Origin of the sequence: Rahnella sp. ChDrAdgB13, assembly GCF_017655185.1 — a bacterium.
Taxonomy (GTDB): Bacteria; Pseudomonadota; Gammaproteobacteria; order Enterobacterales; family Enterobacteriaceae; genus Rahnella; species Rahnella contaminans.
Genome location: NZ_JAEMGT010000086.1, coordinates 24,180 through 39,663, shown reverse-complemented (window position 1 = coordinate 39,663; position 15,484 = coordinate 24,180). Strand labels below are relative to the sequence as shown.

Below are 15,484 nucleotides of genomic sequence, written 5' to 3'. Positions count from 1 at the left end.
AACGGAGCGGCTTCGAGACCATAGGCTCGAAGACCGAGAGAAGGCAGTGCGAAGCACCTGGATTTGCGCCACGCACGATTGCGTCAGAACATGTCCGTCACACCCGCGATAGCGCGCAGTGAAAAAAGCGCGGAGTCCAGAGGCCCGCGCGTTACCGGGTCTTTGGTCGGTGTGGGCCGACGCCCACGGTCTTGACCTTAAGCCCGCTTGGGTGGCAACCCAAGGTCTTGGTGACCTTAAACGGCCGCCCCTTTTGCAGCGGCCCACTCTGCAAAACTCAAAAATGATAGGCCACGGCGTTTTCCTGCTCCGGCCACGGCTGCGATCTGTACGGTTTAGCCGGATAGTTGATCTCCACGCTGCGTCGGCGGAAATCACTCGGGCTCACCCCTACCCGCTTGCGGAAAACACGCGAGAAATACAACTGATCGTCATATCCCACCACGCGGCCAATCGTCGCAATGGATTCCTGGGTAGTTTGTAACAGCAGTTTGGCGCGGATCACCCGCTGATCTTCACGCCAGCGCAGAATGTTGATACCGACCTGTTCGCGGAATAAATGCGCCAGCCGTGAAGGTGACAGGCAAACGTGGCGCGCAACTTCGTCAATGCGCAGTTCTCCGGCCAGATTACCGGTAATAAACTGGCAGGCTTCAATGACGCGCGGGTCCATAATCTTTTGTGGACTCTGCGGATCTTCTTCCATGGCACGCAGCAACAGGCGTTCCAGCAGATTCATCCCTAATTCTTCGCAGAAACGACGACCTGATTTTTGGGTTTGCTCAATATTGGCAAAAAGGCGGTCGAACTCCAGCAATAAGGTGTTGTTCGGTAAAGAAAGACGCCCTACGTCGCGGGTCTTGGTATGCCATTCCAGCCAGTCAGCCCAGTAGGCGCGCGGGCGGAAATACACCCAGCGGTGATACCAGGAATCGGCATTGGCCGAGCGGCTGTATAAATGGCGCGCTTTCGGCGGGAACAACAACAAATCACCGGGATTGCAGTAAAACGTATCTTCACCGTCAAAGACTTTCCCCTGCCCTTTGACCGTCAGGTTAAGAATGTAACCTTTCATCCCGCCCGGACGATCGATGGCGAAATCCAGTGGCCCGTCAGCGAGGATCGGTGTCATACCGGCGACCAGATAGGCGTTGAAACTGTAACCCGGTAACAGCGGATTTTGCTGCTGATCCTGAATCATACGGTGATACATCGAACCTCCTGAAACTTCACTGGGCTATGGACTTTTCATCTATTCTAATCGGCGGTGAAAACGCTGCCAGTAAAGGTTGCTAATTTGTGAACAACCACGCGTTTTTACGGCATTTAACCGATAAGAGCGTTAAATGCCGTGGGGTAACGCTGTGAAAGCGTTATCACAGAACGGGGTTAAACCGTCTTTTTAGCTTTCTGTTTGTAGCGGTCGAAGATGACTGCCGCCAGCAGGATCAGACCACGTACGACATATTGCGAGAACGGAGAAATGTTCAGCAGGTTCATGGCATTTTCTACCGTGCCCAGGATCAGGATCCCCGATACCACGTAAGAAATTTTACCGATGCCACCTTTCAGCGATACGCCGCCCAGCACGCAGGCAGAGATAACGATCAGTTCAAAGCCCAGCGACGTCATCGGCTGGCCGCTGGTCATTCGCGAAGCCAGAATGATCCCCGCCGCCGCCGACACCAGCCCGGAAAGCACAAAGATGATAATTTTAGTACGAACGACCGGCACACCCGCCAGTCGCGCCGCATCTTCATTACCGCCAATCGCCAGCGTGTTGCGGCCAAACGTGGTTTTGTTGAGCAGCAGGCCAAAGATAATCAGACAGCCGACCGTCAGCCAGATTGGCGCGGGCAGCCCGAACCAGTTGGCATAGCCGAGCGCGAAGAAACGTTCGTCTTCGATACCGACCGCTTTACCGTCAGAAATGATGTACGCCAGACCGCGCACAATCTGCATGGTGGCAAGTGTGGTGATCAGCGCGTTGATTTTCAGACGGGCGATAACAAAACCGTTGAGCAAACCGGTCAGCATTCCGAGCAGCAAACCGGCGGCGACGCCAATCCACAGGCTTTCGGTCATGTTGATGACCACTGCCGTGGTAACACCGGCGCAGGCAATCACCGAGGCGACGGACAGGTCGAAGTCGCCGGATGCCAGACAGAACAACATTCCGCAGGCCACCATGCCGGACATTGAAATCGCCAGCCCCAGCCCTTTCATGTTGATGAAGGAACTGAAGTTCGGCACAAAAATCGTACAGGCGAGAAACAGCACGGCGAAGACCACCAGCATGCCGTAGCTGTCCCAGATTCGCATCAGGCCTTGCCCGCTGCGCGATGCAGCAGAAGGTTGATCCGGTTTGGCTGAATTGGTTGTCATACTCGACATAATATTTTTGCTCCTCAGTCAGGCAGCGTCAGGGGCAGAATCAAGATCTGGCGTCCGCAACATGGCGAGCCCCAGCGCTTTTTCTTCGGTAGCGTCGTCGTGCAACAGTTCGCCGGAGATGGCGCCTTCGCGCATCACCACAATTCTGTCCGCCAGACCCAGCACTTCCGGTAAATCACTGGACGCAAACAGCACGGCAATGCCCTGTTTCGCCAGTGAGTAAATCACGTTGTAGATTTCATGCTTGGCGCCGACGTCAATACCGCGCGTCGGTTCGTCGAGCAAAATGACCTTCATTTCTTCCGACAGCCAGCGGCCAAGAATGGCTTTTTGCTGATTACCGCCGGAAAGGTTCATGATCAGCTGCTGGTCGCTCGGGGTTTTGATGTTCAGCGCTTCGATATGCTTGCGCGCATTTTTGGCTTCCCAGGCGTTGTTGATCAGGCACCCCGCTTTCACCGTTTTGCGGCGGGCGCTGATGTTGATATTGTCGCGCACCGAATGCACCGGAATGATGCCGTCGGCCTTGCGGTCTTCGGGGCACAGCATAATGCCGAGGCGGATGGCGTCAGCCGGTTTGCGGATATTCAGTGCTTCGCCGTCCAGCCTGACGGTGCCGCCGGTAATGCGCGTGCCGCCGAACAGGCCTTTCATCAGCTCGCTGCGCCCTGCGCCGACCAGCCCGAAAAGACCGACAATTTCCCCCTGACGCACGGTCAGGCTGACCGGCGTTCTCACGCCTGGTGCTTTGACGTCGTCCAGTTCCAGACGGATTTCGCCGTGCGGACGCGGCGCGTAACCGTAGATATCATCCAGATTGCGGCCGACCATAGCCTGCACCAGCTTGCTGTTATCGACCTGCGTCATGTCCTCGAAGGTCCGCACATAACGGCCATCTTTGAAAACAGTGACAGCGTCACTTAATGCAAAAATTTCTTCCATACGGTGTGAAACATACAAAATGACGCGCCCTTCGGCACGTAACTCGCGGATAACGCGGAACAATTGTTCAATTTCACGGGCAGACAGCGAGCTGGTCGGTTCGTCGAACGCAATGATTTTGGCGTTACGCGCCAGCGCTTTCGCAATTTCCACCATCTGCCACTGGCCGATGGAGAGATATTTCAGCGGCGTGTCCGGGTCGATATCCAGCCCGAGATGTTCCAGCTGGATTTTGGTTTCATAGCGCAGCAATTTGCGGTTCACGAACCCGTGTTTACTCGGCAACTGCCCGAGATAAATGTTTTCTGCCACCGTCATTTCCGGCACCAGATGCAGTTCCTGATAAATGATCGCCACACCGGCATCGAGCGCATCGGTGGTGTTGTTAAATGCCACCGGCTGGCCTTTGATGTGAATGTTGCCCTGCGACGGCTGATAGTTTCCGCTGAGGATTTTCAGCAGCGTGGATTTCCCCGCGCCGTTCTCGCCCATCAGCGCATGAATTTGTCCGGCGTAACAATTGAATGAAATACCGTCCAGCGCTTTCACGCCCGGAAAAGTTTTGCCAATGTCATGGAATTCCAGATACGGCGTGGCCGCATCAAACTCCGTCAGCGACGGTGTCAGCAAAGGCGTCTTGTTTGAAGATTGCTGAGTCATAGTGGCTACCTGGAAAAATATGTGAAGGATTTCAAACCGATTACTGCACCACAGAAAACAGTCGCACTTCTTAACCGTCGTCCGTGGTGCAGTAACTCAATTCAGATCAGGCAAAAGTTACATTAAGCCTTTCTTCTTCAGCTCTTCTTTGAAATTGTCGCGGGTGATCAGCACAACGTCGGTCACTTCGGTGAATTTCGGCGGTTCAACACCTTTGGTCACCCACTCATTCAGCATCTGGATACTTTTGTAACCGTGGATATCCGGGCTCGGTAACAGGGAACCGTAGAAGCCGGTTTGCGCGCTTTTTGACAGCTCATTCACCGCGTCAACCCCGTTGATGCCGATGCCGATCACGTTCGCCGCTTTAAAGCCCTGACCTTCTGTTGCACGCACGCCACCCAGAACGGTGTTGTCGTTCATGCCGATAATCAGCCAGTTTTTCACTTCAGGATGTTGCACCAGCAGGGAGTTACCGGCGTCCAGTGCGCCCGGGATATCGTTGGATTTTGTCGGCACTTTATAGATTTGTTTTTCCGGGAAACCGGCGGCCTTCAGTGCATCCATAGAACCGCTGGTGCGGCGGCGTGCGGTATCCAGCTCATCCGCGGTAATCGCCATTACGCCGGTATCAGCCACTTTCCAGCCGCGTTTTTGCATTTCCTTATACAGTTCCTGCCCCTGACGTTCGCCGATTTTGGTCGCCGCCATCATGACCAATGGCACTTCTTCCATCGGTTTGCCTTTGGCATTCACAAACTGGTCATCCACCTGGATCACTTTCATGTCATAGCTGCGGGCTTTGGCCATGATGGCAGGCCCCAGACGCGGATCCGGCGTACAGATAACAAACCCTTTCGCGCCGTTTGCCGCGAGGCTGTCGATGGCATTCAGCGTTTTTTCGCCATCCGGCACGGCAATTTTAATGACCTCGAAATTCAGGTCTTTACCGGCCTTATCAGCGAACCGCCATTCAGTCTGGAACCACGGTTCTTCCGGTTGTTTAACCAGAAAACCCAGCTTCGGATTGTCTGCTGCCATAGCTGAATGTGACATAACAGCCGCTAACCCGACCGCCGCCAGTGCCTTAGTGAATTTATGCATGATGTTCTCCGACTTTTATTGTTGTTTTTCACGATTCCGGCCTTAATCCGGGTGGCTGTCCGCAATCATGAAAACGTTATCATTGGCGTAAGGAAACAAAATCAGAGCGCGGCGAAGTCCGGTATATAGCGGATTTGCGTCACGCTCTGTTGTAAGACGCAGTAAGTTTTAGCGGTAATTTTGCAGCGGAATGTAGAGCGCTATCACACGGCGGGAAAACAGCAGGTTTGTACATAGATATAGCGATTTTAGCCAAACACTAACATTTGACCAACCTCACAGAAACATCATGGGGAGCAGATTTGTGCATACTTCCAGCTAACGCCTCCTCACTCACTTTTTGCCATCCTCCTACTGTTAGAGCAATTCGATTCGCCGCCGTAATGACTACGGCAAACCTGAAGGAGTGAGAAAGAATGACGCAAGGTGCGATTGCTCTTGGTCTTGATTTTGGCAGCGATTCCATCCGCGCACTGGCCGTTGATTGTCAGACCGGTGCCGAAATGGAAACCGACGTGGTTTACTACCCGCGCTGGAATGAGGGCCGTTACTGTGATGCGGCAATAAATCAGTTCCGCCACCATCCCCTTGATTATATTGAAGCGATGGAACAGGCGATTAAAAACGTCGTACAACGTCTTGGCAACGAACGCGCAGCACGCGTGGTAGGTATCGGCGTGGATTCCACCGGTTCAACACCCGCGCCGGTCGATAAAGACGGCAACATTCTGGCGCTGAATCCTGAGTTCGCCGAAAACCCGAACGCCATGTTCGTGTTATGGAAAGATCACACGGCGATAGAAGAAGCCGAAGAAATTAACCGTCTGTGCCGCAGCGGTGATTTCCCCGACTATTCCCGCTATATCGGCGGCGTCTACTCCTCCGAATGGTTCTGGGCCAAAATTCTCCATGTTTCCCGCGCCGACCCTGCTGTCACCAAAGCCGCCGCCTCCTGGGTGGAATTATGCGACTGGGTGCCCGCCCTGCTTTCCGGCACCACCGCGCCGGATAAAGTCGTACGTGGCCGTTGCAGCGCCGGACACAAAATGCTCTGGCATCCGTCGTGGGGCGGCCTGCCGCCAAAAGATTTCTTCGCCGCGCTCGATCCTTTGCTGGTTGAACACCTGCCGTATCCGCTGTTTACCAACACCGTCACCGCTGAACAGGCTGTCGGCACGCTGACGCCTGAATGGGCAGAACGCCTCGGCCTGCCCGCCTCCGTCGTGCTTTCCGGCGGCGCATTCGACTGCCATATGGGCGCAGTCGGCGCGGGCGCACAGCCTTACACGCTGGTCAAAGTGATCGGTACCTCCACCTGCGACATCCTGATTGCCGATAAAGAACGCGTTAACGACCGCGCCATCGCCGGAATTTGTGGTCAGGTGGAAGGCAGCGTGGTGCCGGAGATGATCGGCATGGAAGCCGGACAATCCGCGTTTGGCGATATGTACGCGTGGTTCAGCCGCCTGCTGAGCTGGCCGCTGATTCAGGCCGCTAAGGCGCATCCGGAACTGAAAGAACAACTCACCGCCTTGCAAAAAAATCTGCTGCCCGATCTGACCGCCGCGTGGGCCGCCAATCCGAAGCTGGATCACCTGCCGCTGGTGCTCGACTGGTTTAACGGACGCCGGACACCGTTTGCCAATCAGCGTCTGAAAGGCGTCATTACTGACATCAATCTCGGCACCGAAGCACCGGAACTGTTCGGCGGTTTCATTGCGGCTACCGCCTTTGGTGCGCGCGCGATTATGGAGTGTTTCGAACAACAAGACATTCCGGTTGAAAACGTTCTCACGCTCGGCGGTATTGCCCGTAAATCGCCGGTCATCATGCAGGTTTGCGCCGACGCCATGAACCGTCCGTTGCAGATTGTCGCCTCCGATCAGTGCTGCGCGCTGGGTGCCGCCATCTTTGCTGCCGTCGCCGCCGGGGAATTCAAAGACGTCCCTGCCGCCCAGGAAAAAATGGCGTGCAGCATCGAACGCACGTTGCTGCCGGATCCGCAGCGCGTCGAACAATACCAGCGTCTGTACGAACGTTATCAGCAATGGTGTGCAACCACTGAACTGCTGTTTGCAGCGAAGACAGCACACTGACTATTTTTTCGAAAACGGTTTTTTCAAACATCTGAAATTCAGGAGTGATTAATGGACGCGTTTAAACATCTCGAAGTGTGGTTCGCTATTGGCAGTCAGCATCTGTACGGGCCGGAAACGTTACGTCAGGTAAAAGAGAACGCCGAGAAGGTAGTCAATGGCCTGAACGCAGAAGCCGGATTGCCGGTCAAACTGGTGCTCAAACCGCTGGTCACCACGCCGGACGAAATCACCGCACTTTGCCGCGAAGCTAACTATGCGAATTCCTGCGTCGGCCTGATTACCTGGCTGCACACCTTCTCTCCGGCCAAAATGTGGATTGCCGGTCTGAGCATCCTGCATAAACCACTGTTGCAGTTCCATACACAGTTCAATGCTGAAATTCCGTGGGATTCCATGGACATGGACTTCATGAACCTGAACCAGACCGCACACGGCGGCCGTGAATTCGGTTTCATCGGCGCGCGCATGCGTCAGCAACATTCCGTGGTCGCCGGTCACTGGCAGGATGGCGAATCGCACCGCCGCATCGCTCAGTGGATGCGCGTTGCCGCGGCGAAGAATGAAAGCCAGCATCTGAAAGTGGCGCGTTTTGGCGACAACATGCGTGAAGTGGCGGTGACCGAAGGCGATAAAGTGGCCGCGCAAATCCAGTTCGGCTACAGCATCAGTGCCTATGGTATCGGCGATCTGGTCAGCGTCATCAACGAAGTCAGCAAAGGCGATATCGATACGCTGGTGGAAGAGTATGAATCCACTTACCGCCTGACGGATGCCGTGAAACTCAACGGCGAACGTCGTGAAAACCTGCTGGACGCAGCAAAAATCGAACTGGGGATGACCCGTTTCCTGGAGCAGGGGAAATTCGGCGCATTCACCACCAACTTTGAAGATCTGCACGGCATGAAACAACTGCCGGGGCTGGCGGTACAGCGTCTGATGCAAAAAGGCTACGGCTTTGGCGGCGAAGGCGACTGGAAAACCGCGGCCCTGCTGCGCATCATGAAAGTGATGGCCAGCGGCCTGAAAGGCGGCACGTCGTTCATGGAAGACTATACGTACAACTTCAAGCCGGGCAACGATCTGGTGGTTGGCTCGCACATGCTGGAAGTGTGCCCGTCGATTGCCAAAGAAGAAAAACCGCTGCTGGATGCGCAATATCTGGGCATAGGTGGCAAAGCAGATCCGGCGCGTCTGATTTTCTCCACCCCGGCAGGCCCGGCGGTCAATGCCAGCGTCATCGACATGGGCGATCGCTTCCGTCTGCTGGTCAATCAGGTGGATACCATCGAGCAACCTCATCCGCTGCCAAAACTGCCGGTTGCCCGTGCAATCTGGAAAGCCCAGCCTTCTCTGGCAACGGCGGCTGAAGCCTGGATCCTCGGCGGCGGCGCGCACCACACGGTGTTCTCTCAGGCGCTGGATATCGATGCACTGCGGTTGTATGCGGAGCTGTCCGGGATTGAGTTGCTGGTGATTGATAACGACACGACTCTGGCGGACTTCAAGAATCAGATCCGGTGGAATGAAGTTTATTACAAATTGTGCAGTCGCTGATTTGCTTGCAGAAGGCCGCTGCAATGGCGGCTTACACTGCTAAAGCAGATCGAAAACATTTCGGTTTCTTACGTGCGGTGATCACTTAACGCGCTGCGCCGAAACCGCCCAAAGGAGGAAAGTGCTCTTCCTCCTTTGGAATCCTCCACGCTTTTTCCAACAAGCGCTTCGCTGGCTGGCAATGTTTCAGGGACTTTTGCTGTTGCCGCAAAATCCCGCCGCTGCGCGGTTCCTTCCAGTCGGATTACAAACCGCGCGAAAAGATACGCGGTTTTCCACCTCTCCTTCCAGCGTGATTTTTGAAAGCGGCCACTGGCTATGTAATCCGAAAGATGGATGCTGGCTGGTTTTTATTTGCTCCTTCCCCTCTCACGAGGGGAAGGAGCAAACCAACTCGTTGTTATTTTTGAGAAAATTGAGATGGCGCGCTCAGAAATTTTGCTGACTGAGGGTTCGAGACCAATGGCTCGAAGCCCTCGGGGAAGGAACCGCGCAGTGGCAAGATTTCGCGCCACATTAGATTGTTCCAGAACATGTCCGTCGGCCCGGCGATAGCGCGTGTTGTAAAAAGACGCGGAGATTCCAAAGAGGGCTCGTCATAGCCCTCTTTGGTCGGTTTCGGCACCAGACGCTGAGCGGTCACCGCACGTGAAAAACCGAAATATTCCCGGTCATCCGTAAGCCGCCTGCAAAGGCAATTTGGTCACCTTTCTAAAAGGTGTCACACCCCGGTCACATTCCCCCTTTACCCTCACCTCCACTAATAAGTCCCAAAGAGGATAGTACAACCATGATCATTCCAGCTCATACCGGCGGGAATGCGCCGTCGCGCACCTGTCCCGCTATCGCTATCCATCAGGTTTCCCATTTCTTCGGGAGCAACCCGGTACTCAATCACGTCAATTTATCGGTGCCGGAAGGCACGATCCTCGCCCTGCTCGGCCCTTCGGGCTGCGGGAAAAGTACGCTGCTGAAAATGCTGGCGGGCTTACTGCATCCCGCATCGGGGCAGATCAGTTTCGACGGCGAAATCGTCGCCAGTGGCTCGTTCAGTCTGCCGCCGGAAAAACGTAATCTCGGCATGGCGTTTCAGGATTACGCGCTCTGGCCACACATGACCGTTCGCCAGAACGTCGCGTTTCCGTTGCTGATGCGCGGAATTCGTGGCGCGGCGCAGCAGGAAAAAGTGATGGCGGCGCTGGAACGCGTCGGGCTGGCGGATTTTGTCTCGCGCCGCCCTTCTGAGCTCTCCGGCGGGCAGCAACAACGTGTGGCACTGGCCCGCGCCATCGTCGCCGAACCCCGCATCCTGCTGTTTGATGAACCGCTGTCGAATCTCGACCGCGATTTGCGCGAAAGCCTGTGTGAAGAAATGGCGGTGTTGTTGCGCCAGCTCGGCACCACCGCGGTTTACGTCACGCACGATCAGCACGAAGCCCACGCGCTCGCCCATCGTATTGCCCGTATGGACAAGGGCGCGATCTCCCGTATTGACACGATTGATCCTTCCGTAATTTCACCTTTTGTTGCTTAACCTCTGATGGGATAAAAATGATGAACCGCACAGTCAGCACTTTTCGTAAGAACAGCACAACGTTTTCCCGTACTAAAACAGGCGTAATGACCGCAATGACTCTTTCTCTCGCAATGGCAGCAGGCAGCGCGCAGGCGCTGACGCTCTACACCGCCGGGCCTGGTTCTCTGGCAAAAAAACTGGCGGCAGGTTATGAAAAACAAACCGGCGTGAAAGTGGATGTTTTCCAGGCCACCACCGGCAAAGTGATGGCCCGCCTGGACGCCGAGCAGGCCAATCCGCGTGCTGACGTTCTTATCTCCGCATCCTGGGATACCGCAACCGATCTCGAAAAACGCGGCTGGCTGCTGGAATATCAAAGCCCGAACGCAGAGCAGGTTCCGGCGCAATTCAAAACGCCTTACTACGTCGCGCAGGGAATTTCCGCGCTGGGCATTGTGTGGAACACCAAAAGTGGTACCACTGAGCCAAAAGACTGGGGCGATCTAGCCAAACCGGAATTTAAAGACAAAGTGACCACGCCTGACCCTTCGCTTTCCGGTGCGTCGCTGGATTTGATGATCGGGTTACAAAATGCCCACGCACAGCAGGCGTGGAAGCTGTTTGAGGATCTGAAAGCCAACGGCATGATTATCGCCGGGCCAAACGCACAGGCGCTGACGCCAGTGTTGCAGGGCGCTAAAGCCGCGGTGTTTGGCGCGGTGGATTATGTCTCTTACGCCAGTGTGCAGGACGGCGAATCCGTCAAGGTGATTTTCCCGGTCAGCGGTACCGTGATCGCCCCGCGTCCGATGATGATCCTCAAATCCAGCCAGCAGCAGAAAGAAGCCAAAGCGTTTATCGATTACGCGCTTTCGCCTGAAGGCCAGAAACTGGTAGCCGATGCGTGGCTGATGCCCGCGCGCACCGATATCGACGCCAAACGTCCGTTGTTTAAATCGCTGAAACTGTTGCCGGAAGCCTCTCAGGCCTCGGCGTCGCGCAAAGAAGTGCTCGAGCGTTTCGCAAAACTGTTCGGTCAGCAGTAAGTCAGTCACGGGCTGCGAAGGCAGCCCGTTTCCCCTCCCCGAACAACGACGACAAATACCATGAACAGAAATGCTTTTTTGCCCGGCGTAACGGGCATTGCGTTGTTATTGCTGGTCACCGTGCCGGTCAGCTTTGTGATTTTACAGGCGGTTTTCCCGCATCTCGATACCGGTGCTTATTCCGCACCGTTCAGCGTATTTACCCGTGTGTTCGCCGAACCTCAGCTGCGTGAACTGTTTTCCACCACGATCAAAGTCGGGCTGGGCGTCGCGCTGTGCAGCGGATTAATCGGTATTCCGCTCGGCGCGCTGCGTGGCCTGTTTGCCCTGCCGGGTGCGGCGTTGTGGGATGTTCTGTTTCTGGTGCCCTTTTTGCTGCCGCCTTATATTGCTGCCCTGTCGTGGATGCTCGCGCTGCAAACCCGCGGTTATGTGCAGCAACTGGTGCCGTGGCTGCATCTCAACGATTTCCTGTTTTCCATACCGGGCATGGTTGTGGTCATGACGCTGAACGTCTTTCCGGTGGTGTATTTCGCGGTGTCGCGCAGCATGGCCGCCAGCGGCAGCCGTCTGGCAGACGTGGCGCGTATTCACGGCGCTGGCCCGTGGCGCGCCTTTTCCCGCGTGACATTACCCATGGCACTGCCCGCTATGCCATCAAGTTTGCTGCTGGCATTTACGTTATCCATCGAAGAATACGGCGTGCCGGGCGCGCTCGGTTCGCGCAGCGGCGTGATGCTGCTGACCACCGGCATCGAAGCGCGCCTTGCCGACTGGCCGATTGATTTACCCGGCGCGGCGGTGCTTTCACTGATGCTGGTGGCGATCGCGCTGTGCGCTTACAGCGTTCAGCGCGCAGTGGTGGCGGGCAAAAATGTGGAAAGCATGACCGGCAAACCCGCCGATATCACACAAAAACGGCTGAAAGGCTGGACGATCCCGGTGCTGGCATTATTCACGCTGGTGACGGTGATTGCCGTGGCGCTGCCGATTTTATCGACGCTGGCTACAGCGTTTTCCGGCACGCTTTCTGGCGGACTTTCGCTGTCGAACCTGACATTACGTCACTTCGGCGCGCTGTTTACCGCACACGGCGACGCGATCAGCGCCCTGTCGACCAGCCTCAGTCTGGCGCTCGGCACGGCATTAATCGCGGGCGCGACGGGCTTTCTGGCGTCGTGGCTGGTAGTGGTCAGGAAGATCCGCGGTTCGGCGCTGATTGACGGATTGTCTTTGTTACCGGCGGCGCTGCCGGGGATCGTGGTTGGCGTCGGGCTGATCCTAGCGTGGAACCGCAGCTTCTGGCCGGTTACACCTTACAACACCTGGGTGATTTTGCTGCTCGCCTATTGTTGCCTGCTGCTGCCTTATCCGGTGCGTTACGTCAGCGCGGCGTTAAAGCAGATCGGCGGAAATCTGGATGCGGCCGCGCGGGTGCATGGGGCGACGGCAGCGCAAACGCTGCGGCTGATCATGCTGCCGCTGGTCTTTCCCAGCCTGCTGGCGTCGATGATGATGGTGTTTGCCGTCGCCTCGCGCGAGCTGGTGACGTCGCTGCTGCTTTCACCGGCAGGCGTGCAGACCGTATCGGTGTATGTATGGCGGCAGTTTGAACAGGGATCGGTAGGAGATGGCATGGCAATGGCGTCAGTTGCGGTGTTACTGAGCCTGACGCTGATGCTGGCAGCCGTCAGGCTTCAACGAAAACCGCTGGCTTAGCTCTCCCGCTGCGGTTCGGTGTGCGGGCGGTCGCCTGCCGGAATTAACAGACCGGCGGCGACCGCCAGTACGGAAATAATCGCGGAAACCATAAAGACCCAGTGCAGGGACGCCGCCACACTTTCGGTCAGCGCCGCCAGATGATGGCTTTCCATCGCATTGCGCGTGGCTTTTTCCATCAGTTGCTGAACCGGATCGTTCACCTGAGGCAGGCGATATTGCAGATTGAGATTCAGCGTTGCGCCAAGCACGGCGGTGCCAATTGCCGAGCCTAACATGCGGGTAAATAAGGTGGATGCGGTCGCAATCCCGCGGATTGCCGGTTCCGCATTATTCTGCACCGACACAATAAACGTGGTATTCGCTAACCCCATTCCCGCGCCGATTGAAAACGCCGCAAGACGCGCCACCCACAGCCCGGAATCTGGCGAAAGAAACAGCAGCGCCACACTTCCGCCCAGCAGTAAAACACCGCCCAGAACCGCTGTCGCGCGGTAAGACGTCGCCTGCATCAGACGGCTGCTGAGCATGCTCGCCAGTGGCCAGCCGATGGACATCAGCGCCAGCGTGGTGCCTGCTTCCAGCGGCGTGCCGCCGAGAACGCCCTGCACGTAGGTCGGCAGAAACGCGCTGATCCCCATCATCGTCGCGCCGATAATCAGGCCGCCAATGTTACCGGCAATAATCACTTTGCTTTCCCACAACGCCAGCGGGAACAGCGGCTCAGGCGTTTTGCGCTCCTGGCGGATCAGCAAATATCCGCTGACCACCGCCAGCACAATCAGCGCCAGCGCCCAGTAGCCCAGCACTTCGGCCTGAAGCAACGCCAGAAGCAGCGCCGCAACGGAAAGCGTCAGATAACCGGTTCCGGCCAGATCCAGTTTATGTTGTTTACGCTGCCCGTCCGGCGGCAGGTATTTAACCAGAATTGCCATCGCCACCAGACCGATCGGCACGTTAACCCAAAACACTACGGCCCACGGGAAATGCGAAACGATAAATGCCCCCATCAGCGGGCCGACAATCGCCGAAACGCCCCACACGCTGGACAAATAGCCCTGCGCTTTCGCGCGTTCCTGCGGGCCATAAACATTGGCAATCAGCGTGGTCGCAATCGGCGTAATCGCCCCTGCGCCCAGACCCTGCAAGGCACGGAAAGCAATCATCCAGGCCAGCGAGGGCGCGAATCCACACAATACGGAGCCGATGAGGAACAGCGTCGTCCCGATGAAAAACATTTTCCGGCAACCGTACAAATCTGCCAGCCGGCCATAGATCGGCACGGTAATCGCCTGTGTCAGCAGATAGACGGCAAAGACCCAGCCGAGCAGCGAGAAACCGCCGAGATCACCGATGATGGTCGGCATCGCGGTCGCCACAATTGTGACTTCCACGGCCGCCATAAACATCGATAACATGCAGGCAGTGAGAATTAAGGGGCGGTGTGATGATTTTACAACGGGAGTCGTGACGGCCATGTTCTCTGTTTTCGTTAGATTATGCGCTCAGGCAGATAGGCAAACTATACACAAACTATAGACAAAAAAGCGGCTCAGGGTTTGGCACTCTGAGCCGCTTTGTTTCGATGATTACGTGACAACGTCACGAATCAGACTTTGGTTAACATTTTCAGCTTCAGGCTGGACAGGTCAATAAATTTGGCCATATCGCGGCTTTCCGCACGAGGTAAATAAGGAATTTCACCCAGCAGCGGCGCGGAAATATTGGCACTGATCGCGTCAATAGTTTCCTGATAGTGGGCAAGGCACGGGTTAATTCGGTTTGCAACCCAACCCAGCAGCGGTAATCCATCGGCGATAATCGCCTGCGCCGTTAATAGCGCGTGGCTGACACAGCCTTCCTGAATACCGACCACTAATACGACCGGCATATTTTGCTGGCGAACCCAGTCTGAATATAAAAGGTGCGGAGTAATCAATGTTCTCCAGCCATCGCACCCTTCTACGACCACTGAATCTGCCTCTTCACGCATGAAGTTGAGGCCACTGGTCATTATTTCAAAAATATTCTCAGGAACCTGGCTGGCATAAATATCTTCGTCAGCTAAGGCCAGAGGGGTTATTCTATTAAAAGGATAAGCAATAGAAGATGACTGCTGGAGAGTTACCGCATCTTTATTTCGAACCCCGTCGGCCAGCTCCTGGCTGCCAGTTGCAATAGGTTTATAGCCTAAAACGCAGCGATCCTGCGCGGCTAAGGCCTGGAGCAAGGCACGTGTGACAATGGTTTTACCTACACGGGCGTCCGTACCCGTGACGAAAAAGTGCGTTAACATGAAATTCAGGCTCCGGGATCTCTCCGTCTTATTGAAAGATAGCCTCCGGTAAGAAAAAGCCGCCAGAGACAAAGTAACAGCTGAAAGTCTAGGCGATGAGAGATGAGAGCGGTTTGCGTTAGCGCAATGTTTTGTTGACTGGACTGTAAGTAAT

The 15,484-nt window shown here is 55.7% G+C and carries 11 protein-coding genes; 5 read left to right on the top strand and 6 right to left on the bottom strand.

The features are described 5' to 3' along the window. Nucleotides 1-277: 277 nt before the first annotated feature. The 4 genes from araC to J8X26_RS20240 form a co-directional block, all read right to left on the bottom strand. Nucleotides 278-1,213: an arabinose operon transcriptional regulator AraC gene (araC, locus tag J8X26_RS20255; protein ID WP_152326165.1), complete on the bottom strand. Its 936-nt coding sequence runs from the start codon at nucleotides 1,211-1,213 to the stop codon at nucleotides 278-280. 176 nt (nucleotides 1,214-1,389) lie between these two features. Next, nucleotides 1,390-2,397, bottom strand: a complete 1,008-nt coding sequence (gene araH / locus J8X26_RS20250) for an L-arabinose ABC transporter permease AraH (protein WP_371819794.1) — start codon at nucleotides 2,395-2,397, stop codon at nucleotides 1,390-1,392. 15 nt (nucleotides 2,398-2,412) lie between these two features. Then, nucleotides 2,413-3,996: an L-arabinose ABC transporter ATP-binding protein AraG gene (gene araG, locus J8X26_RS20245; RefSeq protein WP_244370730.1), complete on the bottom strand. Its 1,584-nt coding sequence runs from the start codon at nucleotides 3,994-3,996 to the stop codon at nucleotides 2,413-2,415. A 117-nt stretch (nucleotides 3,997-4,113) separates the two neighbouring features. After that, a complete protein-coding gene (locus tag J8X26_RS20240; protein ID WP_152326162.1) occupies nucleotides 4,114-5,100 on the bottom strand; it encodes an arabinose ABC transporter substrate-binding protein in 987 nt (328 codons plus the stop codon). A gap of 416 nt (nucleotides 5,101-5,516) precedes the next feature. Between J8X26_RS20240 and J8X26_RS20235 the strand changes: the two genes are divergently transcribed. From J8X26_RS20235 to J8X26_RS20215, 5 genes are all read left to right on the top strand, one after another. Continuing rightward, nucleotides 5,517-7,196 carry a ribulokinase gene (locus J8X26_RS20235; RefSeq protein WP_208951770.1) on the top strand — a complete coding sequence of 560 codons (1,680 nt, stop codon included), beginning with the start codon at nucleotides 5,517-5,519 and terminating at the stop codon, nucleotides 7,194-7,196. 51 nt (nucleotides 7,197-7,247) lie between these two features. Beyond that, entirely contained in the window at nucleotides 7,248-8,753 is a 1,506-nt protein-coding gene (gene araA, locus J8X26_RS20230; RefSeq protein ID WP_208951769.1) for an L-arabinose isomerase, read from the top strand. 790 nt (nucleotides 8,754-9,543) lie between these two features. Continuing rightward, nucleotides 9,544-10,287: an ABC transporter ATP-binding protein gene (locus J8X26_RS20225; protein WP_208951768.1), complete on the top strand. Its 744-nt coding sequence runs from the start codon at nucleotides 9,544-9,546 to the stop codon at nucleotides 10,285-10,287. An 86-nt stretch (nucleotides 10,288-10,373) separates the two neighbouring features. Then, nucleotides 10,374-11,315, top strand: a complete 942-nt coding sequence (locus J8X26_RS20220) for an ABC transporter substrate-binding protein (protein WP_374101294.1) — start codon at nucleotides 10,374-10,376, stop codon at nucleotides 11,313-11,315. A 60-nt stretch (nucleotides 11,316-11,375) separates the two neighbouring features. Next, a complete protein-coding gene (locus tag J8X26_RS20215) occupies nucleotides 11,376-13,034 on the top strand; it encodes an iron ABC transporter permease (RefSeq protein WP_208951767.1) in 1,659 nt (552 codons plus the stop codon). On the opposite strand, the gene J8X26_RS20210 is transcribed toward J8X26_RS20215, so the two are convergent. Together J8X26_RS20210 and bioD are read right to left on the bottom strand one after the other, a co-directional pair. Next, nucleotides 13,031-14,512 carry an MDR family MFS transporter gene (locus tag J8X26_RS20210; protein WP_152326157.1) on the bottom strand — a complete coding sequence of 494 codons (1,482 nt, stop codon included), beginning with the start codon at nucleotides 14,510-14,512 and terminating at the stop codon, nucleotides 13,031-13,033. The two genes, J8X26_RS20215 and J8X26_RS20210, sit on opposite strands and share 4 nt — an antisense overlap. A gap of 131 nt (nucleotides 14,513-14,643) precedes the next feature. Next, the gene (bioD, locus tag J8X26_RS20205) at nucleotides 14,644-15,330 is read right to left on the bottom strand and encodes a dethiobiotin synthase (RefSeq protein WP_208951766.1); all 687 of its coding nucleotides are present in this window, start codon (nucleotides 15,328-15,330) and stop codon (nucleotides 14,644-14,646) included. Between the last annotated feature and the right edge of the window lie 154 nt (nucleotides 15,331-15,484).

Excerpts from the sequence above, each read along its gene's own strand:
- araC (WP_152326165.1), bottom strand. The coding sequence starts at position 1,213 with ATGTATCACCGTATGATTCAGGATCAGCAGCAAAATCCGCTGTTACCG.
- araG (WP_244370730.1), bottom strand. The coding sequence starts at position 3,996 with ATGACTCAGCAATCTTCAAACAAGACGCCTTTGCTGACACCGTCGCTG.
- J8X26_RS20240 (WP_152326162.1), bottom strand. The coding sequence starts at position 5,100 with ATGCATAAATTCACTAAGGCACTGGCGGCGGTCGGGTTAGCGGCTGTT.
- J8X26_RS20235 (WP_208951770.1), top strand. The coding sequence starts at position 5,517 with ATGACGCAAGGTGCGATTGCTCTTGGTCTTGATTTTGGCAGCGATTCC.
- araA (WP_208951769.1), top strand. The coding sequence starts at position 7,248 with ATGGACGCGTTTAAACATCTCGAAGTGTGGTTCGCTATTGGCAGTCAG.
- J8X26_RS20225 (WP_208951768.1), top strand. The coding sequence starts at position 9,544 with ATGATCATTCCAGCTCATACCGGCGGGAATGCGCCGTCGCGCACCTGT.
- J8X26_RS20220 (WP_374101294.1), top strand. The coding sequence starts at position 10,374 with ATGACCGCAATGACTCTTTCTCTCGCAATGGCAGCAGGCAGCGCGCAG.
- J8X26_RS20215 (WP_208951767.1), top strand. The coding sequence starts at position 11,376 with ATGAACAGAAATGCTTTTTTGCCCGGCGTAACGGGCATTGCGTTGTTA.
- J8X26_RS20210 (WP_152326157.1), bottom strand. The coding sequence starts at position 14,512 with ATGGCCGTCACGACTCCCGTTGTAAAATCATCACACCGCCCCTTAATT.
- bioD (WP_208951766.1), bottom strand. The coding sequence starts at position 15,330 with ATGTTAACGCACTTTTTCGTCACGGGTACGGACGCCCGTGTAGGTAAA.